This is a genomic window from Alistipes sp. AM16-43, assembly GCF_003435745.1.
Lineage (GTDB): Bacteria > Bacteroidota > Bacteroidia > Bacteroidales > Rikenellaceae > Alistipes > Alistipes onderdonkii.
The window spans coordinates 27,687-46,140 of record NZ_QTUQ01000008.1; the positions used below are offsets into that span (position 1 = coordinate 27,687).

The following is an 18,454-nucleotide window of genomic DNA, read 5'->3' on the forward strand; positions in this document are numbered from 1 at the left end:
GGCAACACCTGCGATTCCGGGTTGTTGGGGAAGCCCGTCTCGTACGGGTTCCGCGACAATCCCTAAAGACGGCAGGGCGGCGGACGATTGTTCGATTTAATAGAACGTAAATTATGAAAGCAGTATTCTTATCATACAATCAGGCGCTCACCGACCGTGTGAACGCCATCCTCGACGAGCAGGGCATCCGCGGCTTTACGCGTTGGGCGCTGACCGAGGGGCGCGGGTCGTTCGACGGCGAACCCCATTACGGCACGCATGCCTGGCCGTCGATGAACGCTTCGCTCATGGCCATCGTCGACGACGAAAAGGTCGCGCCGCTGATGGAGGCTTTCCGGGAGATGGACGCCGCTACCAAGATGCAGGGCTCGCGTGCCTTCGTCTGGAATATCGAGCAGACATTCTGAGTTTTCCCGGGTTCCGGTACTTTGGATTTTCCCGGGCTCCGGGGTAAGGGTTCGGGTTTCCCGGTGTTTCCGGGTACGCCGAGCGGATGCGCCGGGACTTTCCGGAACGTTCCGGGAGTTTTCCCCGCTTGTCTTCTCCGGTTTTGCAGGCGGCCTGCGGCTTGGGGACGGTGGTGACAGCTCCGGACTTTGCTGCTGCCGTGCCGGTGCACCGCGGCAGATTCTTCGGCGTGCCCGTACGCAGTCGCCCTATTTTTACTATCTTTGCCTGCATGAAACTCACCTTTCTGGGAACGGGCACCTCGCAGGGCGTCCCTGTCATCGGGTGCCGCTGCAAGGTCTGCACCTCGGCCGACAGGCGTGACAACCGCCTGCGCACTTCGGCCATGGTCGAGGCGTGCGGCGTGCGTATGGTCATCGACGCCGGCCCCGATTTCCGCTGCCAAATGCTCCGCACGGGCATCCGCCACCTCGACGCCATCCTCCTCACGCACGAACATAAAGACCATATCGGCGGGCTGGACGACGTGCGGGCCTTCAACTTTGTCGATTACCCGCCGCTGGTGCACAAGGTCGACATCTATGCCGCACCCCATACCATCGGCGTCGTGCGCAAGGATTTCGACTATGCCTTCGCGCAGGATAAGTACCGCGGCGTGCCCGAAATTGAGTTGCATGAGATCGACGTCACCCGGCCGTTCCGGGTCGGGGGGCTGGAGGTCGTCCCCGTATCGGGACACCATTCCGACCGGTTTGCCGTCACGGGCTACCGTATCGGCAGGCTGGCCTACCTGACCGATTTCAAGACCATCGGGGATGCCGAGGTCGAAAAACTCCGGGGCGTGGAGGTGCTCGTCGTCAACGCGCTCCGCTTTACGGAGCATTATTCCCATTTCAACGTGGCCGAAGCCCTTGCGCTCATCGCCCGCGTCGCCCCGCGCGAGGCCTACCTCACGCACATGTCCCACGACATCGGCCTGCATGCCGTGACGGAGCCGACGCTCCCCCGCGGCGTACACATGGCCTACGATACGTTGCAGCTTGAAATAAACGATTGATATGAAAGATTTTAAAAATAAGGTCGTCATCGTGACGGGTGCTTCGTCGGGTATCGGCGAGGCGATGGCACGCGAGTTCGCCGCACAGGGCGCCCGCGTGGTGCTGGGCGCGCGCAGCGTGCAGAAATTACAGCTTATCGCGGGCGACATCCGCTCCCGGGGCGGGCAGGCCGCCTATTGCGGCGTCGACGTGACCGATGTCGGCGAGTGCCGCGAACTGATCGACACGGCCGTACGTGAGTTCGGGGGGATCGACGTGCTGGTTTGCAACGCCGGGCTTTCGATGCGCGCCATTTTCGACGACGTCGACCTGGAGGTGCTGCACCGCCTGATGGACGTCAATTTCTGGGGTACGGTCAACTGCTGCAAGTTCGCCCTGCCGTACCTCCAGCAGTCGCACGGTTCGATTGTCGGCATCTCGTCCGTCGCCGGGCTGCACGGGCTGCCGGGGCGCACGGGCTATTCGGCCTCGAAGTACGCCATGACGGGTTTCCTCGAAACGCTGCGCATCGAAAACCTTAAAAAGGGACTGCACGTGATGATCGCCTGCCCGGGGTTCACGTCGTCGAATGTCCGCTTCTCGGCCCTTACGGCCGACGGCACGCAGCAGGGCGCAACCCCGCGCGACGAAGCGAAGATGATGACCCCCGAAGAGGTCGCCCGCATCGTCGCCCGCGGCATACAGAAGCGCAAACGCCTCTGTCTGATGGAGAACGAGGGGCGTGCCACGCATTTCGTCAAGAAGTTCGCCCCCGGCTTCCTCGACCGCATGTTCTACCTGGTGATGTCCCGGGAGCCCGATTCGCCGCTGAAATAACGTCGCCGCATCCGGCGGGGCGCGCCCCGGGGAGCGGTTTGAACCAAGGGAACTATGGCACGGGAAGAAAAACACTCCGAAGAAGAGGTCAGGCGCGTCTGCGCCGGGATCCGCCGTCAGGCCGCTTTGGAAAACGCCCGCTGGCAACTCAAGGCGGGGTATGGCGGCTTGGCGCTCATGTCCGTCGTGCTGGTCGTCGTCCTTTGCGGAGGCGACGGCTGGAGATGGTGGTGGCTCTTTTATTTCGTTGCGCCGGTCATGCTGGTCATCAACGGCCATCGCGTGGTGCGGGGTAAAAAATCGTGGTAAGTGGTAAAATAAAAGAAGGCGCTCGGTTATTTTGAGCGCCTCTTTTTTTGGTCGTCGGTTCATCGTTCCCGCCTTTCCGGCCCCCCCCCTTCCATTTGCCGTTCTTCCTTCCGGGTTGGCCGGGGTGGATTATTCCGTCCGCCGTTTCCCCGATAGTAGTGTCCCGGGTTGCTGTCCTTCGCGCTGCCGTTTTCCGTACCGCTTCCGGTACCGCTGCTCCGGTGCTTCGCCGGCATTACCTATGCCGTCCCGTATGTCCTGCGCGTTGGGTACATGGCTTTTGTTGCCCGGATGCGATCCCGCTTGCCTGTCTGTTCTCTGGGTGCCGGGTGCCGGATGCCCGCCGCTTGCCTGTCTGCTCTCCGGGGGGGCGCCGCTTGCCGTAGTTTTTCGCTCGTGCCGGACGATGCGTTTTCCGCGCCGGCGAGCCCTGGGCTCCGGGGGAATACGATGTCGTTTTCCCCGGCACCGCAGCCTTTGCGCGCGGTTATTCCTTTTTCTTCGTCCCGCCGTCCTTGCCGTCTTCCTTCGAGGAGTCCTTGAACTCCTTGACGCCGCGTCCCAGGCCGCGCATCAGTTCGGGGATTTTCCTGCCGCCGAACAGGAGCAATACGACCAACAGGATAAGTATCAACTCGGTCGGGCCGAGGAACAGGGGGATGATGAATAATGTCATGGTATGTTCGGGTCTTTGGTGTGTGCGTTTTCCGTCCGGGCTTTCCTGTCGTATTCCCGGAGACAGGGACTGCCTTGCGGACAAATGTACTAAGAATTTCCGAAACCCCGCCTTCCGGGGTGAAAAAAAGCGGGGTGCACCCGAAGCACCCCGCCCGAACTGTCTTTCGGGAATCCGTTATTTGAAGAATATCGACGAAATCTCCTTGTAGTTGTGTACGCGCTCGATGACGTCGGCGAACATGTCCGCCACCGACAGCACCGTGAACTTGTGTAGGTCTTTGTCGGGGTTGAGCGGAATGGTGTCGGTCACGATCACCTCCTGCAGCGCGCTGTCGTTGATGCGCTCGTAGGCCGGGCCCGACAGCACGGGATGGGTGATGGCGGCGCGAACGCTCTTCGCCCCGCGCGACATGAGCATGTCGGCGGCCATGCAGATCGTGCCTGCCGTGTCGATCATGTCGTCCACGATCAGGATATTGCGGCCCTCGACCTCGCCGATGGCGGTCATCGTACCCACGACGTTGGCCTTGGCACGTTCCTTATGCGAAATGATGATCGGCGTGCCGAGCAGTTTGGCATAGGTGTTGGCACGCTTGGCGCCGCCCATGTCGGGCGCTGCGATCGACAGCTCTTCGATGTTGAGGCTCTTGATATAGGGGATAAAGATGCCGCTGGCATAGAGCGCATCGACCGGTACGTCGAAGAAACCCTGTATCTGGTCGGCATGCAAGTCCATCGTCATCACGCGGTCTACGCCTGCGGCCATCAGCAGGTTGGCTACCAGTTTCGCGCCGATCGGCACCCGGGGCCGGTCTTTCCGATCCTGTCGTGCCCAGCCGAAGTAGGGTATCACGGCCACGACCTTGTAGGCCGAAGCGCGGCGTGCGGCGTCGATCATCATCAACAGCTCCATCAGGTTATCCGAAGGCGGGAACGTCGACTGGATGATGAATACCGTACACCCGCGGATGGACTCGTTGAAGCAGGGCTGGAACTCGCCGTCGCTGAAACGCAGTACTTCCGATTGCCCGAGCGTCGTACCGAAACTCGCCGCGATTTTTTCGGCAAGGTATTCCGATCCGCGACCCGAGAAAATTTTGATTTTGTGGATAGCCATAGGTTACGAGGATTTTTGATGGTGCAAAGATAGTATATGCCGTCGGAAAAACGAGCCCTGCGGGCAACCTTTTTTCAACAATCGGTTAAACATCGAGGCATTCGCCGATGAAGCCGAGGATCTCCTCGCGTCCCGTACCGCGTTCGCCCGACGAGACGAACATCGGCGGAAGTTCCTCCCATTGCTCGCCGAGCGTGGCCTTGTAACGCTCCACGCTCTTCGCACACTGCGTCTTGGAGAGCTTGTCGGCCTTGGTGAAGACGATGCCGAACGGAATGCCGTTCATGCCCAGCATTTCGATGAAGCGCAGGTCGATCTTCTGGGGTTCGAGCCGGATGTCCACCAGCACGAACAGGAAGTGCATCTTCTCGCATTTGAGCACGTAGTCGGTGATGATCTTGGCGAAATCGCTGCGCATGGCCTTCGACGTACGGGCATAGCCGTAGCCCGGCAGGTCGACCAGGTACCACGCATTGTCGATCAGGAAGTGGTTGATGAGCCGTGTCTTGCCGGGTGTCCCCGAGACCTTTGCCAGCCCCTGCCGGCCGGTCAGCATGTTGATGAGCGACGACTTGCCGACGTTGCTGCGCCCGATGAAGGCGATGTCCTTCAGCGAATCCTTCGGAACTTGCGAGATGCGCTCCGAGCTGCACCTGAATTCGGCTTTGTGGATCTGCATGGTGTTGGAATTTTGTGCAAAGATAGCAATATTTCCGGATACGGCACGGGGACGGCGCCCGCCGATCCCTTCTTGCCGCACCCCGGTTCGTTTACCCTCCCCGGGCTGCCCGTTATTTCCCCGGCTGCTTACCCCGTTCCCAGGCGAGCGTCACCCACAGCGGACAGTGATCCGATGCCGCGGCCGTATGGTCTACGGCGCTTTCCGCGACCGTGGCCGACGTGGGCAGCCCGCGGCCGAGGATGTAGTCGATGCGCACGGCCGGGTTGTCGGCCGGGAACGTCATCCGCGTGGTGTCGGAAAGTATCCGGAAGCCGCCGCCCAGCCCCGCAAGCACCGCCGCGGCATCCCCTGTGTTGAAATCCCCGGCCAGCAGCACCGGTTTGCGGCATGTGTCGGTGGCTTCGCGGATGATTGGCAGCGAGGCGTGCCGGTCTTCGGGCGTCAGCGAAAGGTGGGTGACGCATACCGTGTAGTCCGGGAATTCCGCCATGAGCAGTACCCGGGCCTCCTCGCGCCCCGGGAGCGGGATGCTGCGTACGGCGAACGGCTCGGTGCGTGACAGCAACCCGACGCCGTAGCTTCCGCCCGCGAAGCCGATGGCGCGGCCGAACGTGGCGTGCATACCCGTCATCCGCCCCAGTTCACCGGGGATGTAACGCCCGTCCACACGCAGCGTGGCGCTGTCCAGTTCCTGCAACGCCACCAGGTCGGGCGCTTCGCGCAGGATGACCCGGGCGATGCGGCCGATGTCCTGTATGTTGTCGATGCCGATGCCGTTGCGGATGTTGTAGGACATCAGTTTCAGGCGTTCCTGCCGCTGCGTGCAGGCGGCAGCCAGGCCGCAGCAGACGGCCAGTAGGAGGGTGCGTAGGGGGTGTTTCATGCCGGAGGGGGTTTTCCGCAAAGGTAATACATCCGCTGTTGAATGCCAAATAAATCCGGCTGATACCGGCTGTGTGTCATGCGGTTCCGTGGCAGACTCCCTGTGCCGGGCCTCGTAAATTCCTTCCGGTTTGGTTTAACGGTGAATTTTTCGTACCTTTTAGCATCCGATTTGCAGCGACGGATATACTTAACTTATCATGCTTATGAAAAATCTGTTTCCGATCGTGCTCGGCGCTGCGGCGCTGGCCTTTCTTCCCACCGAATCCCCGGCCTGCACGCGGGCCGTCTATCTCGGCCCCGAGGGTATGACCGTCACCGGGCGTACCATGGACTGGCGCGAGGATCCGCTCACCAACCTTTACATCTTTCCGCGCGGTACGGCGCGGCGCGGGGCGAACACAGACAACACGGTGTTCTGGACCTCGAAATACGGTACCCTGTCGGCTGCCGGCTACGACATCGGCATCACCGACGGCATGAACGAGGCCGGGCTGGTCGCCAACCTGCTGTTCCTGCCCGAATCCGTCTACGAACGCCCGGGCGATACGCGCCCGGTCATGGGACTGAGCATCTGGACGCAGTATGTGCTGGATAATTTCGCCACGGTCGACGAAGCCGTTGCGGAGCTTTCGAAGGAGAAGTTCCGCATCGACGCCCCCGACCTCCCGAACGGTGTCAAGTCGCGCCTGCACCTGGCCATCTCCGACGCCTCGGGCGACAGCGCCATCTTTGAGTATGTCGACGGCCGCCTGTCGGTGCATCACGGCCGTGAGTACCAGGTGATGACCAATTCGCCGTTCTACGACCGGCAGCTCGCCATCCTCGATTACTGGCAGCAGATCGGCGGGCTGACGATGCTTCCCGGCACCAACCGCGCCCCCGACCGCTTCGTGCGTGCGTCGTTCTATATCAACGCCGTCGTCAAAAGCGCCGATCCGAAAGTCGCCGTGCCGGCCGTGATGTCCGTAATGCGCAACGTCTCGGTGCCCTACGGCATCTCGACCCCCGATAAGCCCCATATCTCGTCGACGCGCTGGCGCACGGTTTGTGACCAGAAGAACCGGGTCTACTATTTCGAGCCTACGCTGGCGATGGAAACTTTCTGGGTCGACCTTTCGAAGATCGACTTCGGCCAGGGGACGCCCGAACGTGTCCTGAAACTCGTCGGCGGCCGAACCTTCACAGGCGACGCCACGGCCGAATTCCGCAGGAGCGACAAGCCGTTCGTCTTCCTGTTCGGAGCGTGAAATAAGCTCATTGCCAAAGGCGAATAAATACCTATAATCGTAGTTATGTCCCGGTTTTGTTTTTCCTTGTTATCCCTACTGCTTGTCGGCTGCGGCCGGCAAGCAGTATCTTTGTCCGCCGGGCAATTCGATGCTGCCGCACCGGGCGATTCGCTGTATGCGGTTCGTATTCCCGTCGGCACGGAGTATATGGGCGAATATCCGGTTCAAGTCGCCGGGGATCGTATTGTGATGCATAATCTTGGGGTGTCCGAGAAGAAATTTTCCGTCTATCGGTTTTCGGGCGACTCCCTGAAAAAAGAGGGCGAGTTCCTCGGTTACGGGCGGGGGCCGTACGAAATGATGATCGCCCGGGTTGCGTTCGACCCCGATACACGGAGCCTCACGATGCTGGCAGATTATAACCGGGAGAACCGCTTTTGCCGGGTTTCGCTCGATCCTCCTGAAAATCTTTACGATGTCTCGACCTGGGAGTACCGGCAGTTGTCGTTTATCGGTGACTGTTCATTGGGCGAACCCTGTCTGATCGACCGCTCGTCCTATCTGACGATGGGACACCATACGGACTCGCTCAATATGTTCTCGCTCCTCGATATTGACGGCGGGCGGGTCGTCCCGCTCGATTTTTCCTATCCGGCCCTGCCCCTCGGGTTATCCCCGATGGTGCAGGAGGTCGTCTGGACAGGACGCATCCGCAAACATCCGCGCAAAAACCGCTTCGTTTACAATGCGCAGGATTTCAAGTACCTTTTTATTTTCGAACTGGAGGAGGGCAACCATATCCGGATCATCCGCTATTTGTATGACAAACTGCCGCAGGTGCATGCTACCCGCGAACAAGGACACCCTTATGCCTTCGATGATGCTTGCGAGGACGGATGCAACAGCATAGCGGTGGACGACGACCATTTTATATCGGATATTCGCAGACGACCTATGGGCAGATCCGCGATGCCGCCAGGGCCCGCAAATCGTTGTCGACGTTCGATCCCCGCCGGATCAATGTCTATGACTGGGACGGTAACTTTATCCGCAGATTGGTATTGGATATGCCTGTCGGGCCGATGGTGGTTGTCGGCGACCGACTCGTCGCCGCATCCGTCGATCCCGAGACAGCCGAAGAGATCATCGTCAGCTATCCTCTGCATTGATCTGCGATCGCAGGTATGGCCATGCGCCGGTTCTTCGTCAGAGTCCGGCTCTTGCCGTATATTTCTCTTTTCGCCGCGGCCGTCGTCCGCATCATGGCAAATGACGGGTGGTGTGAAATCCGTATGGAATTTTTCCTATCTTTGCGGCGATATAAATCTCCGCAATGGAAAATTACTCTCATTTTATCATTACCCGGTTCAACCTGAACCTTTATGCGCAGGACAAACACGACCTGCCCACCCGTACGGATCGGTGGCTCGAACACCGGTTCGAGGTCTTCGAGCGCTATTGCCTGCCGTCCGTGGCAGCGCAGACGAGCGGGAACTTCACCTGGCTATGTCTTTTCGATGCCGCGACGCCCGAGCCCTACCGCAGCCGTATCGAAGGCTATAAGGCCCGGTGCCCGCAGTTCGAAGCCGTCTATTATACGGCTGCACAGGCGGCGAACCTGACGGAAAATCTCCGCACGACGATTACAGCGTACGTGTCGTGCGACCGGAAGGGGAGAACCCCCCCCCGAAGCTGCTGATCACCACTAACTTGGATAACGACGACGCCTTCTCGTCCGATGTCGTCGAACTGCTGCAACGCGAGCTGCGTCCCGCTCCCGGCAAACGGATTTACAGCCTGCTGTACGGTTACCAGTATTTCACCGACCGCCGCTTCGCGCTCAAGATGCGCTATACGAACAATCACTTCCTGACCCTCGCCGAGCCGTTCGATGCGCATGCCGAAACCATCATTTCCTACCGCCATACCAAGGCCATCCGGCAATTGCCGACCATCTATCTCTCCACCGCCCGGGGCAAATGGCTCGAAATCGTGCACGAGGACAACGTCAGCAACGATTTCCGCATCAACATCAAAGTCTGGTATATTCCCCTGCTCTACGGCCGGTCGTTCGCCGATTTCGGCCTCGGCGGATTCCGCCTCTCCTGCGCCTGGCAGTGGGCGGCCACGCTGTTCGTGGTTCCGGCACGCTTTTTTGTCACGGCGGTGGGGCGTTTGCGCCGCAAGTGGTCGAAATAACCCTTTCCCGGCCTGAAAAAACGGCGATGCTTCCGGAAAACACCGGAGGCATCGCCCTGTATTCGACGCGCTATGGCGCCGCAGCCTTACCGCAGCCTCGGGTATTTGTTGTTGAAACGGAACCCGACGCCCAGCATCAGGTAGTTCGGGGTCTGGAAATCCTTGAGGCAGTAGCCCACATGTACGAACGTATTGCGTGTGACACCGACCTTGAGCGTCAGCATCTGGTAAAACGACTTGAGGTCTCCGCCCTTGTGCAGTACGTTGAAACCCAGCCCGAAGCCGACCGTGAAATAGGGCATCACGAACTCCGCGCGTCCCGAAATTCCCAGTGCGATCTGCTTGTCGAACGAGGGGGTATGGAACTGGTACCCGGGGTCGTCCCCGTCGTAGCCTACGATGTAGTCTTCGGTGTAGACGTTGGCGCTGCCGTCGTACACGCCGTCCACTGACAGGCCCGCGCGGAACTTGTACCCGAAATTATACATCGTCGCGAAGTTGAACCCCGCCACGCCGTAAGCATCGGGCGCGGCGTATTGCTTGTCGCCGACCGCCACTCCCTTGCGGCGCCACGAGCCGAACAGCACCAGATCGTAGCTCAGGTGGCGGGGAAAGGGTTCCGCGAGCAGCCGTGCCCGTGGCCGCGAGAGCGGGTTGTCGACCCTTCCGAAACTGTATACGAGCCCGAGTTTCATGCCGATCGAGTTGAGTCCCGCGTTGGGGAATTTGGTGTTGCCGTTCGAAAAGTGGGTCATCGAAAGGCCCGTGGTGAGTTCCAACCGCTGCGTGAGCAGCCAGTTGAGGTAGAAATCGACGTTGAGGTAGGCGTTGACCCTCGACCCCATCATGATGTTGGCGCGGTTGTAGTTCGTGTCGTAGGGTTTCCATCCGAACGACAGGCCGAAATTCCACTCGTAGTTGAACGATACCAGCGGGCTGATGCGTGCGATGCGCGCGCCCTGGAAGAGGTAGACGGCAACCGGGTTGCCCAGCTCCCCGCGGTTGCCGAAGCTGTAATAGGAGACCCCAATTCCCTGGTATACGCCGCCGTAGATGCAGTCGGGGCGCGACCCGGGGCGGAAGCGGAACGAATAACGCAGGTGGGCGGCCAGCGAGCGCTGGATCGGCTCGCCTGCCATGTTGGCTCCGGCCAGAAAGATGTTCGTTGGGGGAATGTACTCCGGGCGGAATTCCGCGCCGATACTGTGGACGAGCCTCCGCCTCCGGCCTGTCGTGTCCGCGGAGAAGGAGGACAATAGCGGGGTAGTGGCTGAGGCTTGTTTCTTCGTCTGATCCAGGGCGGCCCGGTATCCGGCGGCATAGCCGTTACGGTAGCCCGTATCGTAGCCCGTCCGGTAGGCGGATGCGCGGCGGCGTGCCGCTCCCCGGGACACGGTGCCGGCCTCAGCCCCGCCTGCCATGCCTGTCGTATCCGGCTCCATGCTGCGGGACGTGCCGTCCCCGGCGCTCGCGGCGTCCTTTGTGCGTTTTGCGCGCTCGGCGTTTCCGACATCCCCGGCGCTCGCGGCATCCCGGTGCGCCGGTGCGTTTTGCCGCGGGGCGCCGCCCGCCCGGGCGGGTACGGGCTCCGCGGCGGTCGCCTCCGCCGACAAGAAGAGCAGGCACCCCGCAAAGAGCCCTGCCGTCCTCCGTATGATATGTCGCATTCTCTCCAATCGCGGTATTTTGACCGCACAAGTTACGAATTTTTACGCGAGTGCAAAGCGTTGATCCGAAAAAATACCCCGCAGGTATTCTGTTTCGTCGTTTCCGCTTTCCGGTTTCGTCGGTTCCGGCTTCTCTGTCCTGTTGCGCCCTGCCGGTTTTGCCCTTCCGGGCTTTTTCCCCGCCTGCTTCGGTATCCTTGCCCGCGCCGTTGCAGGGTATCGGGGAACGCTGCCCGTCGTCACCCGCAACCGGCATTTTGCCCGCGAGGCCGGCATCACGCGGACAGTGGTTCTGCCGCCGCCGGAATAGGTGCCCTCCCGATCGGCCGGTTTGTCCCGGATTGCGGCCTGCACCGTGGAAAAAGCGGACGAAAAATTGCAAAATCCGGCCGGATTTCGTATACTTGTACATGTAAATCCCGGGAAGGCGGGTTGCCGGCCTGAACTCAAATTCGGGCAGTCTTTCCCGGGACTGCCGGACGAGAAATTTTTGACGAATGAAACAATTTTCCCTCATACTCTTTTCCCTGTTGGTTTGTTCTTCCTCTGTCCGCGGCGGTGACGCTATGCCGGGCGACCTGCTGCGGACGCTCAATGCGGCGATCGACAGCAGCGAAGTCTATACCGGCTATAAAAAGGCGCGCATCGAGGAGTTGCGGCTGCGCAAGAGCGGTGCCCGGAGTACGGAGGACATCTACCGGATCAACTGCGAAATCATCGACAACTACGAATCCTTCCTGTGCGACTCGGCCGAATATTATGTCCTGCAGAATATCCGGATCGCCCGCAGCCTCGGCAACCCGGATCATCTCTCCGAGAGCAGGCTGCGGCTGGCGTTCCTCTACTCCCTGTCGGGGCTTTTCCTGCAGGCCAACGACATTTTCCGGTCTATCGACTACGGACGGCTGCCTGCCGACCAGAAATGCCGCTATTACTGGAACTCGATCCGCTATTACGAGAATCTGATAAAATACACCAACGACAGCCATCTGTCGGACGAATATAAGGGGGAGATCGGCCGTTGCCGCGATTCGCTGTTGTCGCTGCTGCCCGTCGGTTCCACGGACTGGCAGACCGAGCGGGCTTTCCAGCTCATGGAGCAGGGGCAGCCGGACGGGGCGCTCGAAATATTCGAAGGCATATTCCGTTCGCGCGATCCCCAGACCCATCCCTATGCTATGGGTGCGATGTGCCTGGCCAAAGCCTACGGGCAGGCGGGCGACAGCGCGATGGAGGAACGCTACCTGACCCTGGCCGCCACGATGGACATACGCCTTGCGGTGAAGGAGAACGAGGCGCTGCTCGCGCTGGCCACGCGCCTGTTCGAAAAGGGCGACATCGACCGGGCATACTCCTATATCTCCTATGCGCTGAACGATGCCAATTTCTACAATTCCCGTTTCAAGAACACCGTGATCGCGCGCCTCTATCCGATCATCGAGAGCAGCTACCTCTATAAGCTCGACAAGCAGCGGCACAACCTGCGCTTCTATGCCACCATGTCGAGCCTGCTGGTGCTGGCGCTGGCCATCGCGCTGTTTTTCTATTTCCGCCAGACGAAGGTCATATCGCGTGCCCGGCGGGAGCTGGCGGCACTGACGCAGGAGCTTATCAGCCTGAACCGCAACCTCGACGAAGCGAACCTGGTCAAGGAGCGTTACCTGGGTTATTTCATGAACCAGTGCGCCATCTATATCAACAAACTGGACAAATACCGCCGCGATATAAACCTGAAGATCAGGAATAAACAATTCGACCGCCTGCACGACCTTTCGTTGCAGGCTCCCGGCAGGGAGGAAGAGGAGTTGTGCCGCAATTTCGACCGTGCCTTCCTGAACCTCTATCCCAATTTCGTGGAGAAATTCAACGCCCTGCTCAACCCCCGGAGCCGCTATACGCCCGAAGAAGGGCGTCTCAACACCGAACTGCGTATCTTCGCGCTGATCCGGCTCGGGGTTTCCGACGTGAACCAGATCGCCGATTTCCTGCGCTGTTCGCCGCAGACGATCTATAATTACAAAAGCAAAATCAAGAAAGCCGCGCTCAACGGCGGCGACAATTTCGAGGAGACGGTTCGCAAACTCGGTTCCTTGTCGCTCGACGCGTTTCCATCCTGTTTACCGGCCGACAATGCATAATCGCTTGCAAGTCGTTGTTTGTTAGCTGTTTGTTCGGAAGATTGTTCTTTTCCTGTTCATTTCCGATCCGGTGTGTGCCCCGCTTTCAGCCTCGTCGTGATTCGGGCGAAATTCTGGTGTGCTCCCCGTGTGAGCCGGCATGCCAGCCCCGGCCGGTGCGGCCTGCAGTTTCCTCTTTATTTCCGATCCGGTGTGTGCCCCGCTTTCAGCCTCGTCGTGATTCGGGCGAAATTCTGGTGTGCTCCCCGTGTGACCCGGCATGCCAGTCCCGGCCGGTGCGGCCTGCAATTTCCTCCTTTCTTCCGATGCTCCGGCGTCCGTCTGCCCCTTTCCGATACGCTGCACCCTTCGGGGATTTCCTCATAGCCTTGACTGACCGGGCAAAAAAGAGACCCCTGCCTCAATCGCATGAAGCAGGGGTGATATATTCCGTATGGAAGCTTAGTATCTCCTGTTGCCGTAGCCGCCGCCGTAACCGCCGCCACGGTTGCCACCGCCGTAACCGCCGGCAGGTCTGTCTGCCTTGGGCTTTGCGACATTGACTCCGATGGTCTTGCCTTCGAAGTCGGTGCCGTCGAGCGCGTCGATCGCAGCCTGTCCTTCGGTCTCGTTAGGCATCTCCACGAAGCCGAAGCCACGCGAGCGGCCCGTTTCGCGGTCGGTGATTACGTTAGCCGAGGATACCTCGCCGTACTGTGAAAAAAGGTTCTGCAGGCTGTCGCTTTTCGTACCCCAGCTCAGATGTGAAACATAAATGTTCATCGTTCTTGTTTTTAATTATTGTTTGTTTATAATTGATATACGTACTGCGGCCAATCCGCGCGTCCCGCGTTCAATTTCAAATGTTACTTTGTCTCCTTCGGCAATGGTGTCAGGTGCGGAAGAGATGTGGAAAAAGTATTTTTCGCCGCTGTCGGCATCCTTTATGAAGCCGTAGCCTTTCGAGGCGGTGAAATACTCGACGCGCCCTGTGGAGGGCAGTATTTCCATTTCCTCCTGTTTGGGTGTCGAAATCTCGATCTGCGAGACGTCTATCTCCGTCTTGGGTTTGACATCCTGGGGCGTGGTGTGCAGTATGCCGTTCTCGTCCACATAGGCTATCATATCCTCGAAAGAACTCGTACCGCCGCTTTTGCGTTCGTCCTTGCGTTTTTGCTTTTCCTGTCGTTTTTGCTCCTTGAGCTTTTCCCGGTCTCTTTTACCTGTCGTTATTCGTTTTGCCATTCTATGTTGTTATGCGGCTATCGCCCCTGTCGCGGGACTGTATCCGTCGGTTTTGTCGTATTTCCGCTGCCCGATACCCGTGTTAAAAGCAGAAAAGGTGCCAGATTCGGCGGCCTTTCCCTCGGTATACGGAATTATGGGACATGGATTTCGTGCTTGTCTGTAAAAAAATTCACCATCATTTCCTTTTTGCATCACCTCCGATGCCTGTTGCCTCCATGAGGCCGTTTATGAACAAAGAAGCTGATAATGAGATCTATTCTGAGATGGGACAGTCCGCCAAAGTACCGCGGAAACAAATACGCACGAAAGAAGAATTCAATATAAACCCTTGTTTATGCCGACAAAGGTAATCAAATTATTCGGTTATTCCTATTTTTTTGCGGATTAATGCGTCGATATTCCGCAGAAATGTATTTCCGCCCCGTTCCCGGGGCGGGAGCGACCGCCGGCAGGAAGCCCCGGGGCTGCGGCCTTAGTAGCCGAGTATCCTCAGCATCGAGCGGTAGGACTGCTCCTTGGCGAAGAGCCTCGTGTAGTACTCGTTGTCGCTCTTGTCGCGGTCGATGATGATGTGCTTGGGTGCCGGGATCAGGCAGTGCTGGATGCCGCCGAAACCGCCCAGCGACTCCTGGTAGGCACCCGTGTGGAAGAACCCGATGTATTGCGTGTTGCCCGGTTCGAGCTTGGGCAGGAAGATGGCGTTGGTGTGCGATTCGGCATTGTAGAAATCCTCGCTGTCGCAGGTCAGTCCCCCGAGCAGCACGCGCTGGTATTCGCGGTCCCAGTTGTTCACCGCCAGCATGATGTAACGCTGGTTGATGCCCCACGTGTCGGGCAGGGTAGTGATGAACGACGAGTCGATCATGTACCAGTTCTCGCGGTCGTTCTGCTGTTTCTGGTTGACGATCGAGTAGAGCGCCGCGCCGCTTTCGCCTACGGTGAACGATCCGAACTCGGTGAAGATGTTGGGTTCCTCCGTGTCGTTGCGGTGGCAGATGTTCTTGATCTGGGCGATGATCTCCTCGGTCAGGTATTCGTAGTCGTACTCGAAGTTGAGCGAGTTCTTGATGGGGAACCCGCCGCCGATGTTGAGGCTGTCCAGCTCGGGGCAGATGGCTTTGAGTTCGCAGTAGACGTTCATGCACTTCGACAACTCGTTCCAGTAGTAGGCCGTGTCCTTGATGCCCGTGTTGATGAAGAAATGCAGCATCTTGAGCTGGAATTTCTTGCTGTTCTTGAGCTTGGCCTTGTAGAAGTCGATGATGTCGTTGTAGCGGATACCCAGCCGCGAGGTGTAGAACTCGAACTTGGGTTCCTCCTCGCAGGCGATGCGGATGCCGACCTTGCATTTCTTGGTGAAGGCGTCCTCGAACAGGTCGAGCTCCTCCTTGTTGTCCAGCACGGGGATCGTGTTGACGAAGCCGTCGTTCACCAGCTGGGCGATGTTCTCCACGTACTGCGGGCGCTTGAACCCGTTGCAGATGATGTAACGGTCTTTGTCGATGATGCCGCCGTCGTAAAGCGCATTGATTATATGTATGTCGTATGCCGACGACGTTTCCAGGTGGACGTCGTTCTTCATGGCCTCCTCCAGCACGAACGAGAAATGGCTCGACTTGGTGCAGTAACAATAGTTGTACGAGCCTTTGTAGTCGACCTTCGCCATCGCCACGTTGAACATGCGCTTGGCGCGGTTGATCTGTTGCGAGATCTTCGGCAGGTACGTTATCTTGAGCGGCGTACCGTACTGCTTGATCAGTTCCATGAGCGGGATGTCATGGAAATTCAACTCGTTGTCTTCGACCGAGAACTCATCCTGCGGAAAGTCGAACGTCTGTTCGATGAGGTCGATGTACTTGTCTTTCATGGCTGGTTCGTGTAAGTTTCGGCAATCCGTCTTCGCTACATCCGTAATTTCGGGCCAAAGTAGCTCTTCCGGATTTTTTGAAATTTCGGGATGCAAATCAAACGAATATTTTTCGTATAACCAATAGTTTGCCCGATTATTTTGAAAATCCGTGCCGAATTTTGCTTTTTTCATCGGAAAAGGGTATTTTTGAACCGGATTTCAAAAGTGGATTTCAATCGTGTTGGTTCAGACCATATCGCAATATCTCGGGTCGCACAAGCGGCTCGTCGTGCCCCAGCTCGGGACGTTCATCGTCAAGGAGCCGGGCGTAAGCATTGTTTTTTCGGAGTTGCTCAAACGCGACGACGGTGTGCTGCGCGGCCTGCTGCGAGAGGCGGGCGTCGGTGAACTGGAGGCTGCGGGCGAGATCGACCGCTTCGTCTTCGAGGTGCGCCATGCCGCCCAGCACGGGCAGGAGTTCCGGCTCGACGGCTTCGGGGTGTTGCGCCCCGGCCCCAACGGGACGATCGCCTTCGCCTACGAGCCGCGGCCTGTGCAGTCCGCTGCGGACGCAGCGCCGGGTGCCGCCTCGGTTCCGGCCGGGACGCAGACTGCCCCTATGGGGCAGAAGCCCCCGAAGCTGCCTTATTCCGAGCCGCGCGTGTCGCCCTCGGCCAAAATGAACCCCGACCCTTCGGTGCGGGGCCTGCGCTACGGCAAGCCGCCGAAGACTACCGCCGCCTACACCTATGTCGACCGGCCGCCGCGCCGGCGCCGTGCCGACCGTTTCATTTGGGTCGCCGCCATCGCCGCCGCCATCGCCGTCGCCGCCATCGCTTTCGGCTATCTGCGTGAAGCGAACGACAAGGAGGCCGAAATGCAGTACCTCGAACAACCCGCCGACCCGCAGCCCGCAACGGACACGGGCGCGGCGACGCCCGAACAACCCATAACGGAATAAATGACGGACATCACCACAGTCAAGCAGCGCTTCGGCATCATCGGCACTTCGGAACTTTTAGACCGGGCGCTGGAGGTCGCCGTGCGTGTGGCTCCCACCGACCTGACCGTCCTTGTCACGGGCGAGAGCGGCGTGGGCAAAGAGTTCTTTCCGCAGGTCATCCACGCCTATTCGGCGCGCAAACACAATAAATATATAGCCGTCAACTGTGCGGCGATTCCCGAAGGTACCATCGACTCGGAACTCTTCGGGCATGAGAAAGGCTCCTTCACCGGGGCGCTCGAAGCCCGCAAGGGCTATTTCGAGGAGGCCGACGGGGGGACGATCTTCCTCGACGAGGTCGCCGAGTTGCCGCACCCGACCCAGGCGCGCCTGCTGCGCGTGTTGCAGACGGGCGAGTTTATCCGCGTCGGGTCGTCCAAGGTGCAGAAAACCGATGTCCGCGTCGTTGCCGCCACGAATATGAACCTCCAGCAGGCCATCGCTTCGGGGCGTTTCCGCGAGGACTTGTACTACCGCCTCAGCACGGTGCCGATCACGGTGCCTTCGCTGCGCGAGCGGCCGCAGGACATCCCGCTGCTGTTCCGCAAATTCGCCGCCGACGTGGCCGCACAGTACCGTATGCCTGCCGTGACGCTCGATGCCGCGGCGCGCGAGATGCTGATGCATTATTACTGGCGGGGCAATATCCGCCAGCTCAAAAACGTGGCCGAGCAGATCTCGGCCATCGAACAGACCCGCCTTATCACGGCCGACGTGCTGTCCCGCTATCTTCCGCCGCAGGACGGCGGGACGCCCGCACCGATGGGCGGGATGCGCGCGGACGACACGATGTCCACCGAACGCGAACTGCTCTACAAGGTGCTGTTCGACATGCGGGCCGACATCAACGACCTCAAGCGGATGATGTCCGAGTTGATGCACAACACCCAGGCACCCTGCGGGCCTGTGCACGACGTCAAGGCGCTGCTGCCGACCACGGCCCAGAGCTCCGCTTCGGCCTATGCCCCTGCGGCGGTCTATGCCGAGAGCGAGGATGTCACCGACGAGCCGCCGCGCGAGATGACCAAGGCCGACATGCAGCGCGAGCAGATCATCCGCGCCCTGCGCCGCAATAACGGGCGCCGCCGCGAGGCCGCCGCCGAATTGTTCATGTCCGAACGTACGCTCTACCGCAAGATCAAGGAGCTGGGCATCGAAGATAATTAGGCCGCCCGGGCACGGCGTATCC

Annotated in this window: 19 protein-coding genes; 11 read left to right on the plus strand and 8 right to left on the minus strand. The window is 59.4% G+C overall.

Annotated elements, in window-relative coordinates:
* Positions 1-113 precede the first annotated feature (113 nt).
* From DW189_RS12380 to DW189_RS12395, 4 genes are all read left to right on the plus strand, one after another.
* The gene (locus DW189_RS12380; protein WP_022333772.1) at positions 114-407 is read left to right on the plus strand and encodes a PG0541 family transporter-associated protein; all 294 of its coding nucleotides are present in this window, start codon (positions 114-116) and stop codon (positions 405-407) included.
* A 272-nt stretch (positions 408-679) separates the two neighbouring features.
* Positions 680-1,465 (plus strand): MBL fold metallo-hydrolase, encoded by a 786-nt coding sequence (locus tag DW189_RS12385; RefSeq protein ID WP_117508406.1) that lies wholly within the window; start codon positions 680-682, stop codon positions 1,463-1,465.
* Position 1,466: 1 nt separating this feature from the next.
* Positions 1,467-2,282 (plus strand): SDR family oxidoreductase, encoded by an 816-nt coding sequence (locus DW189_RS12390; RefSeq protein WP_117508407.1) that lies wholly within the window; start codon positions 1,467-1,469, stop codon positions 2,280-2,282.
* Between the two features lie 54 nt (positions 2,283-2,336).
* Complete coding sequence (locus DW189_RS12395; protein ID WP_055212131.1) at positions 2,337-2,591, plus strand: hypothetical protein; 255 nt, start codon at positions 2,337-2,339, stop codon at positions 2,589-2,591.
* Positions 2,592-3,078: 487 nt separating this feature from the next.
* Here the strand turns inward: DW189_RS12395 and tatA are convergent, their stop codons facing one another.
* The 4 genes from tatA to DW189_RS12415 form a co-directional block, all read right to left on the minus strand.
* Entirely contained in the window at positions 3,079-3,267 is a 189-nt protein-coding gene (gene tatA / locus DW189_RS12400) for a twin-arginine translocase TatA/TatE family subunit (RefSeq protein WP_117508408.1), read from the minus strand.
* 177 nt (positions 3,268-3,444) lie between these two features.
* The gene (locus DW189_RS12405) at positions 3,445-4,386 is read right to left on the minus strand and encodes a ribose-phosphate diphosphokinase (RefSeq protein WP_018696943.1); all 942 of its coding nucleotides are present in this window, start codon (positions 4,384-4,386) and stop codon (positions 3,445-3,447) included.
* Positions 4,387-4,471: 85 nt separating this feature from the next.
* Entirely contained in the window at positions 4,472-5,065 is a 594-nt protein-coding gene (gene yihA / locus DW189_RS12410; protein WP_022333777.1) for a ribosome biogenesis GTP-binding protein YihA/YsxC, read from the minus strand.
* A gap of 112 nt (positions 5,066-5,177) precedes the next feature.
* A complete protein-coding gene (locus DW189_RS12415) occupies positions 5,178-5,951 on the minus strand; it encodes an endonuclease/exonuclease/phosphatase family protein (RefSeq protein ID WP_022333778.1) in 774 nt (257 codons plus the stop codon).
* 199 nt (positions 5,952-6,150) lie between these two features.
* Here DW189_RS12415 and DW189_RS12420 point away from each other — a divergent pair, with 199 nt between their 5' ends.
* The 4 genes from DW189_RS12420 to DW189_RS12435 all read left to right on the plus strand — a co-directional run bounded on the left by DW189_RS12420 (position 6,151) and on the right by DW189_RS12435 (position 9,381).
* A complete protein-coding gene (locus DW189_RS12420; RefSeq protein ID WP_117508409.1) occupies positions 6,151-7,200 on the plus strand; it encodes a linear amide C-N hydrolase in 1,050 nt (349 codons plus the stop codon).
* A gap of 878 nt (positions 7,201-8,078) precedes the next feature.
* Positions 8,079-8,351 (plus strand): hypothetical protein, encoded by a 273-nt coding sequence (locus DW189_RS14275; RefSeq protein ID WP_141417959.1) that lies wholly within the window; start codon positions 8,079-8,081, stop codon positions 8,349-8,351.
* Positions 8,352-8,515: 164 nt separating this feature from the next.
* Positions 8,516-8,881 (plus strand): glycosyltransferase, encoded by a 366-nt coding sequence (locus DW189_RS12430; protein ID WP_117508411.1) that lies wholly within the window; start codon positions 8,516-8,518, stop codon positions 8,879-8,881.
* Positions 8,882-8,892: 11 nt separating this feature from the next.
* Complete coding sequence (locus DW189_RS12435; protein WP_162508150.1) at positions 8,893-9,381, plus strand: glycosyltransferase; 489 nt, start codon at positions 8,893-8,895, stop codon at positions 9,379-9,381.
* Between the two features lie 86 nt (positions 9,382-9,467).
* Here DW189_RS12435 and DW189_RS12440 read toward each other — a convergent pair whose 3' ends face one another.
* On the minus strand, positions 9,468-11,048 hold the full coding sequence (locus DW189_RS12440) for an acyloxyacyl hydrolase (RefSeq protein ID WP_117508413.1): 1,581 nt from the start codon (positions 11,046-11,048) through the stop codon (positions 9,468-9,470).
* Between the two features lie 497 nt (positions 11,049-11,545).
* On the opposite strand from DW189_RS12440, the gene DW189_RS12445 reads away from it, so the two are divergent.
* Positions 11,546-13,186 carry a DUF6377 domain-containing protein gene (locus tag DW189_RS12445; RefSeq protein ID WP_117508414.1) on the plus strand — a complete coding sequence of 547 codons (1,641 nt, stop codon included), beginning with the start codon at positions 11,546-11,548 and terminating at the stop codon, positions 13,184-13,186.
* Between the two features lie 441 nt (positions 13,187-13,627).
* On the opposite strand, the gene DW189_RS12455 is transcribed toward DW189_RS12445, so the two are convergent.
* The 3 genes from DW189_RS12455 to DW189_RS12465 form a co-directional block, all read right to left on the minus strand.
* A complete protein-coding gene (locus DW189_RS12455) occupies positions 13,628-13,948 on the minus strand; it encodes an RNA recognition motif domain-containing protein (RefSeq protein WP_022333785.1) in 321 nt (106 codons plus the stop codon).
* Between the two features lie 15 nt (positions 13,949-13,963).
* Complete coding sequence (locus DW189_RS12460; protein WP_018696933.1) at positions 13,964-14,410, minus strand: cold-shock protein; 447 nt, start codon at positions 14,408-14,410, stop codon at positions 13,964-13,966.
* Positions 14,411-14,885: 475 nt separating this feature from the next.
* On the minus strand, positions 14,886-16,280 hold the full coding sequence (locus tag DW189_RS12465; RefSeq protein WP_018696932.1) for a decarboxylase: 1,395 nt from the start codon (positions 16,278-16,280) through the stop codon (positions 14,886-14,888).
* 223 nt (positions 16,281-16,503) lie between these two features.
* Between DW189_RS12465 and DW189_RS12470 the strand changes: the two genes are divergently transcribed.
* Both DW189_RS12470 and DW189_RS12475 read left to right on the plus strand, forming a co-directional pair.
* Positions 16,504-17,223: a hypothetical protein gene (locus DW189_RS12470; RefSeq protein WP_174760571.1), complete on the plus strand. Its 720-nt coding sequence runs from the start codon at positions 16,504-16,506 to the stop codon at positions 17,221-17,223.
* Complete coding sequence (locus DW189_RS12475; protein WP_018696930.1) at positions 17,224-18,432, plus strand: sigma-54 interaction domain-containing protein; 1,209 nt, start codon at positions 17,224-17,226, stop codon at positions 18,430-18,432. It abuts the gene before it with no gap.
* Positions 18,433-18,454 lie beyond the last annotated feature (22 nt).

Excerpts from the sequence above, each read along its gene's own strand:
- DW189_RS12380 (WP_022333772.1), top strand. The coding sequence starts at position 114 with ATGAAAGCAGTATTCTTATCATACAATCAGGCGCTCACCGACCGTGTG.
- DW189_RS12385 (WP_117508406.1), top strand. The coding sequence starts at position 680 with ATGAAACTCACCTTTCTGGGAACGGGCACCTCGCAGGGCGTCCCTGTC.
- DW189_RS12390 (WP_117508407.1), top strand. The coding sequence starts at position 1,467 with ATGAAAGATTTTAAAAATAAGGTCGTCATCGTGACGGGTGCTTCGTCG.
- DW189_RS12395 (WP_055212131.1), top strand. The coding sequence starts at position 2,337 with ATGGCACGGGAAGAAAAACACTCCGAAGAAGAGGTCAGGCGCGTCTGC.
- tatA (WP_117508408.1), bottom strand. The coding sequence starts at position 3,267 with ATGACATTATTCATCATCCCCCTGTTCCTCGGCCCGACCGAGTTGATA.
- DW189_RS12405 (WP_018696943.1), bottom strand. The coding sequence starts at position 4,386 with ATGGCTATCCACAAAATCAAAATTTTCTCGGGTCGCGGATCGGAATAC.
- yihA (WP_022333777.1), bottom strand. The coding sequence starts at position 5,065 with ATGCAGATCCACAAAGCCGAATTCAGGTGCAGCTCGGAGCGCATCTCG.
- DW189_RS12415 (WP_022333778.1), bottom strand. The coding sequence starts at position 5,951 with ATGAAACACCCCCTACGCACCCTCCTACTGGCCGTCTGCTGCGGCCTG.
- DW189_RS12420 (WP_117508409.1), top strand. The coding sequence starts at position 6,151 with ATGCTTATGAAAAATCTGTTTCCGATCGTGCTCGGCGCTGCGGCGCTG.
- DW189_RS14275 (WP_141417959.1), top strand. The coding sequence starts at position 8,079 with ATGCAACAGCATAGCGGTGGACGACGACCATTTTATATCGGATATTCG.
- DW189_RS12430 (WP_117508411.1), top strand. The coding sequence starts at position 8,516 with ATGGAAAATTACTCTCATTTTATCATTACCCGGTTCAACCTGAACCTT.
- DW189_RS12440 (WP_117508413.1), bottom strand. The coding sequence starts at position 11,048 with ATGCGACATATCATACGGAGGACGGCAGGGCTCTTTGCGGGGTGCCTG.
- DW189_RS12445 (WP_117508414.1), top strand. The coding sequence starts at position 11,546 with ATGAAACAATTTTCCCTCATACTCTTTTCCCTGTTGGTTTGTTCTTCC.
- DW189_RS12455 (WP_022333785.1), bottom strand. The coding sequence starts at position 13,948 with ATGAACATTTATGTTTCACATCTGAGCTGGGGTACGAAAAGCGACAGC.
- DW189_RS12460 (WP_018696933.1), bottom strand. The coding sequence starts at position 14,410 with ATGGCAAAACGAATAACGACAGGTAAAAGAGACCGGGAAAAGCTCAAG.
- DW189_RS12465 (WP_018696932.1), bottom strand. The coding sequence starts at position 16,280 with ATGAAAGACAAGTACATCGACCTCATCGAACAGACGTTCGACTTTCCG.
- DW189_RS12475 (WP_018696930.1), top strand. The coding sequence starts at position 17,224 with ATGACGGACATCACCACAGTCAAGCAGCGCTTCGGCATCATCGGCACT.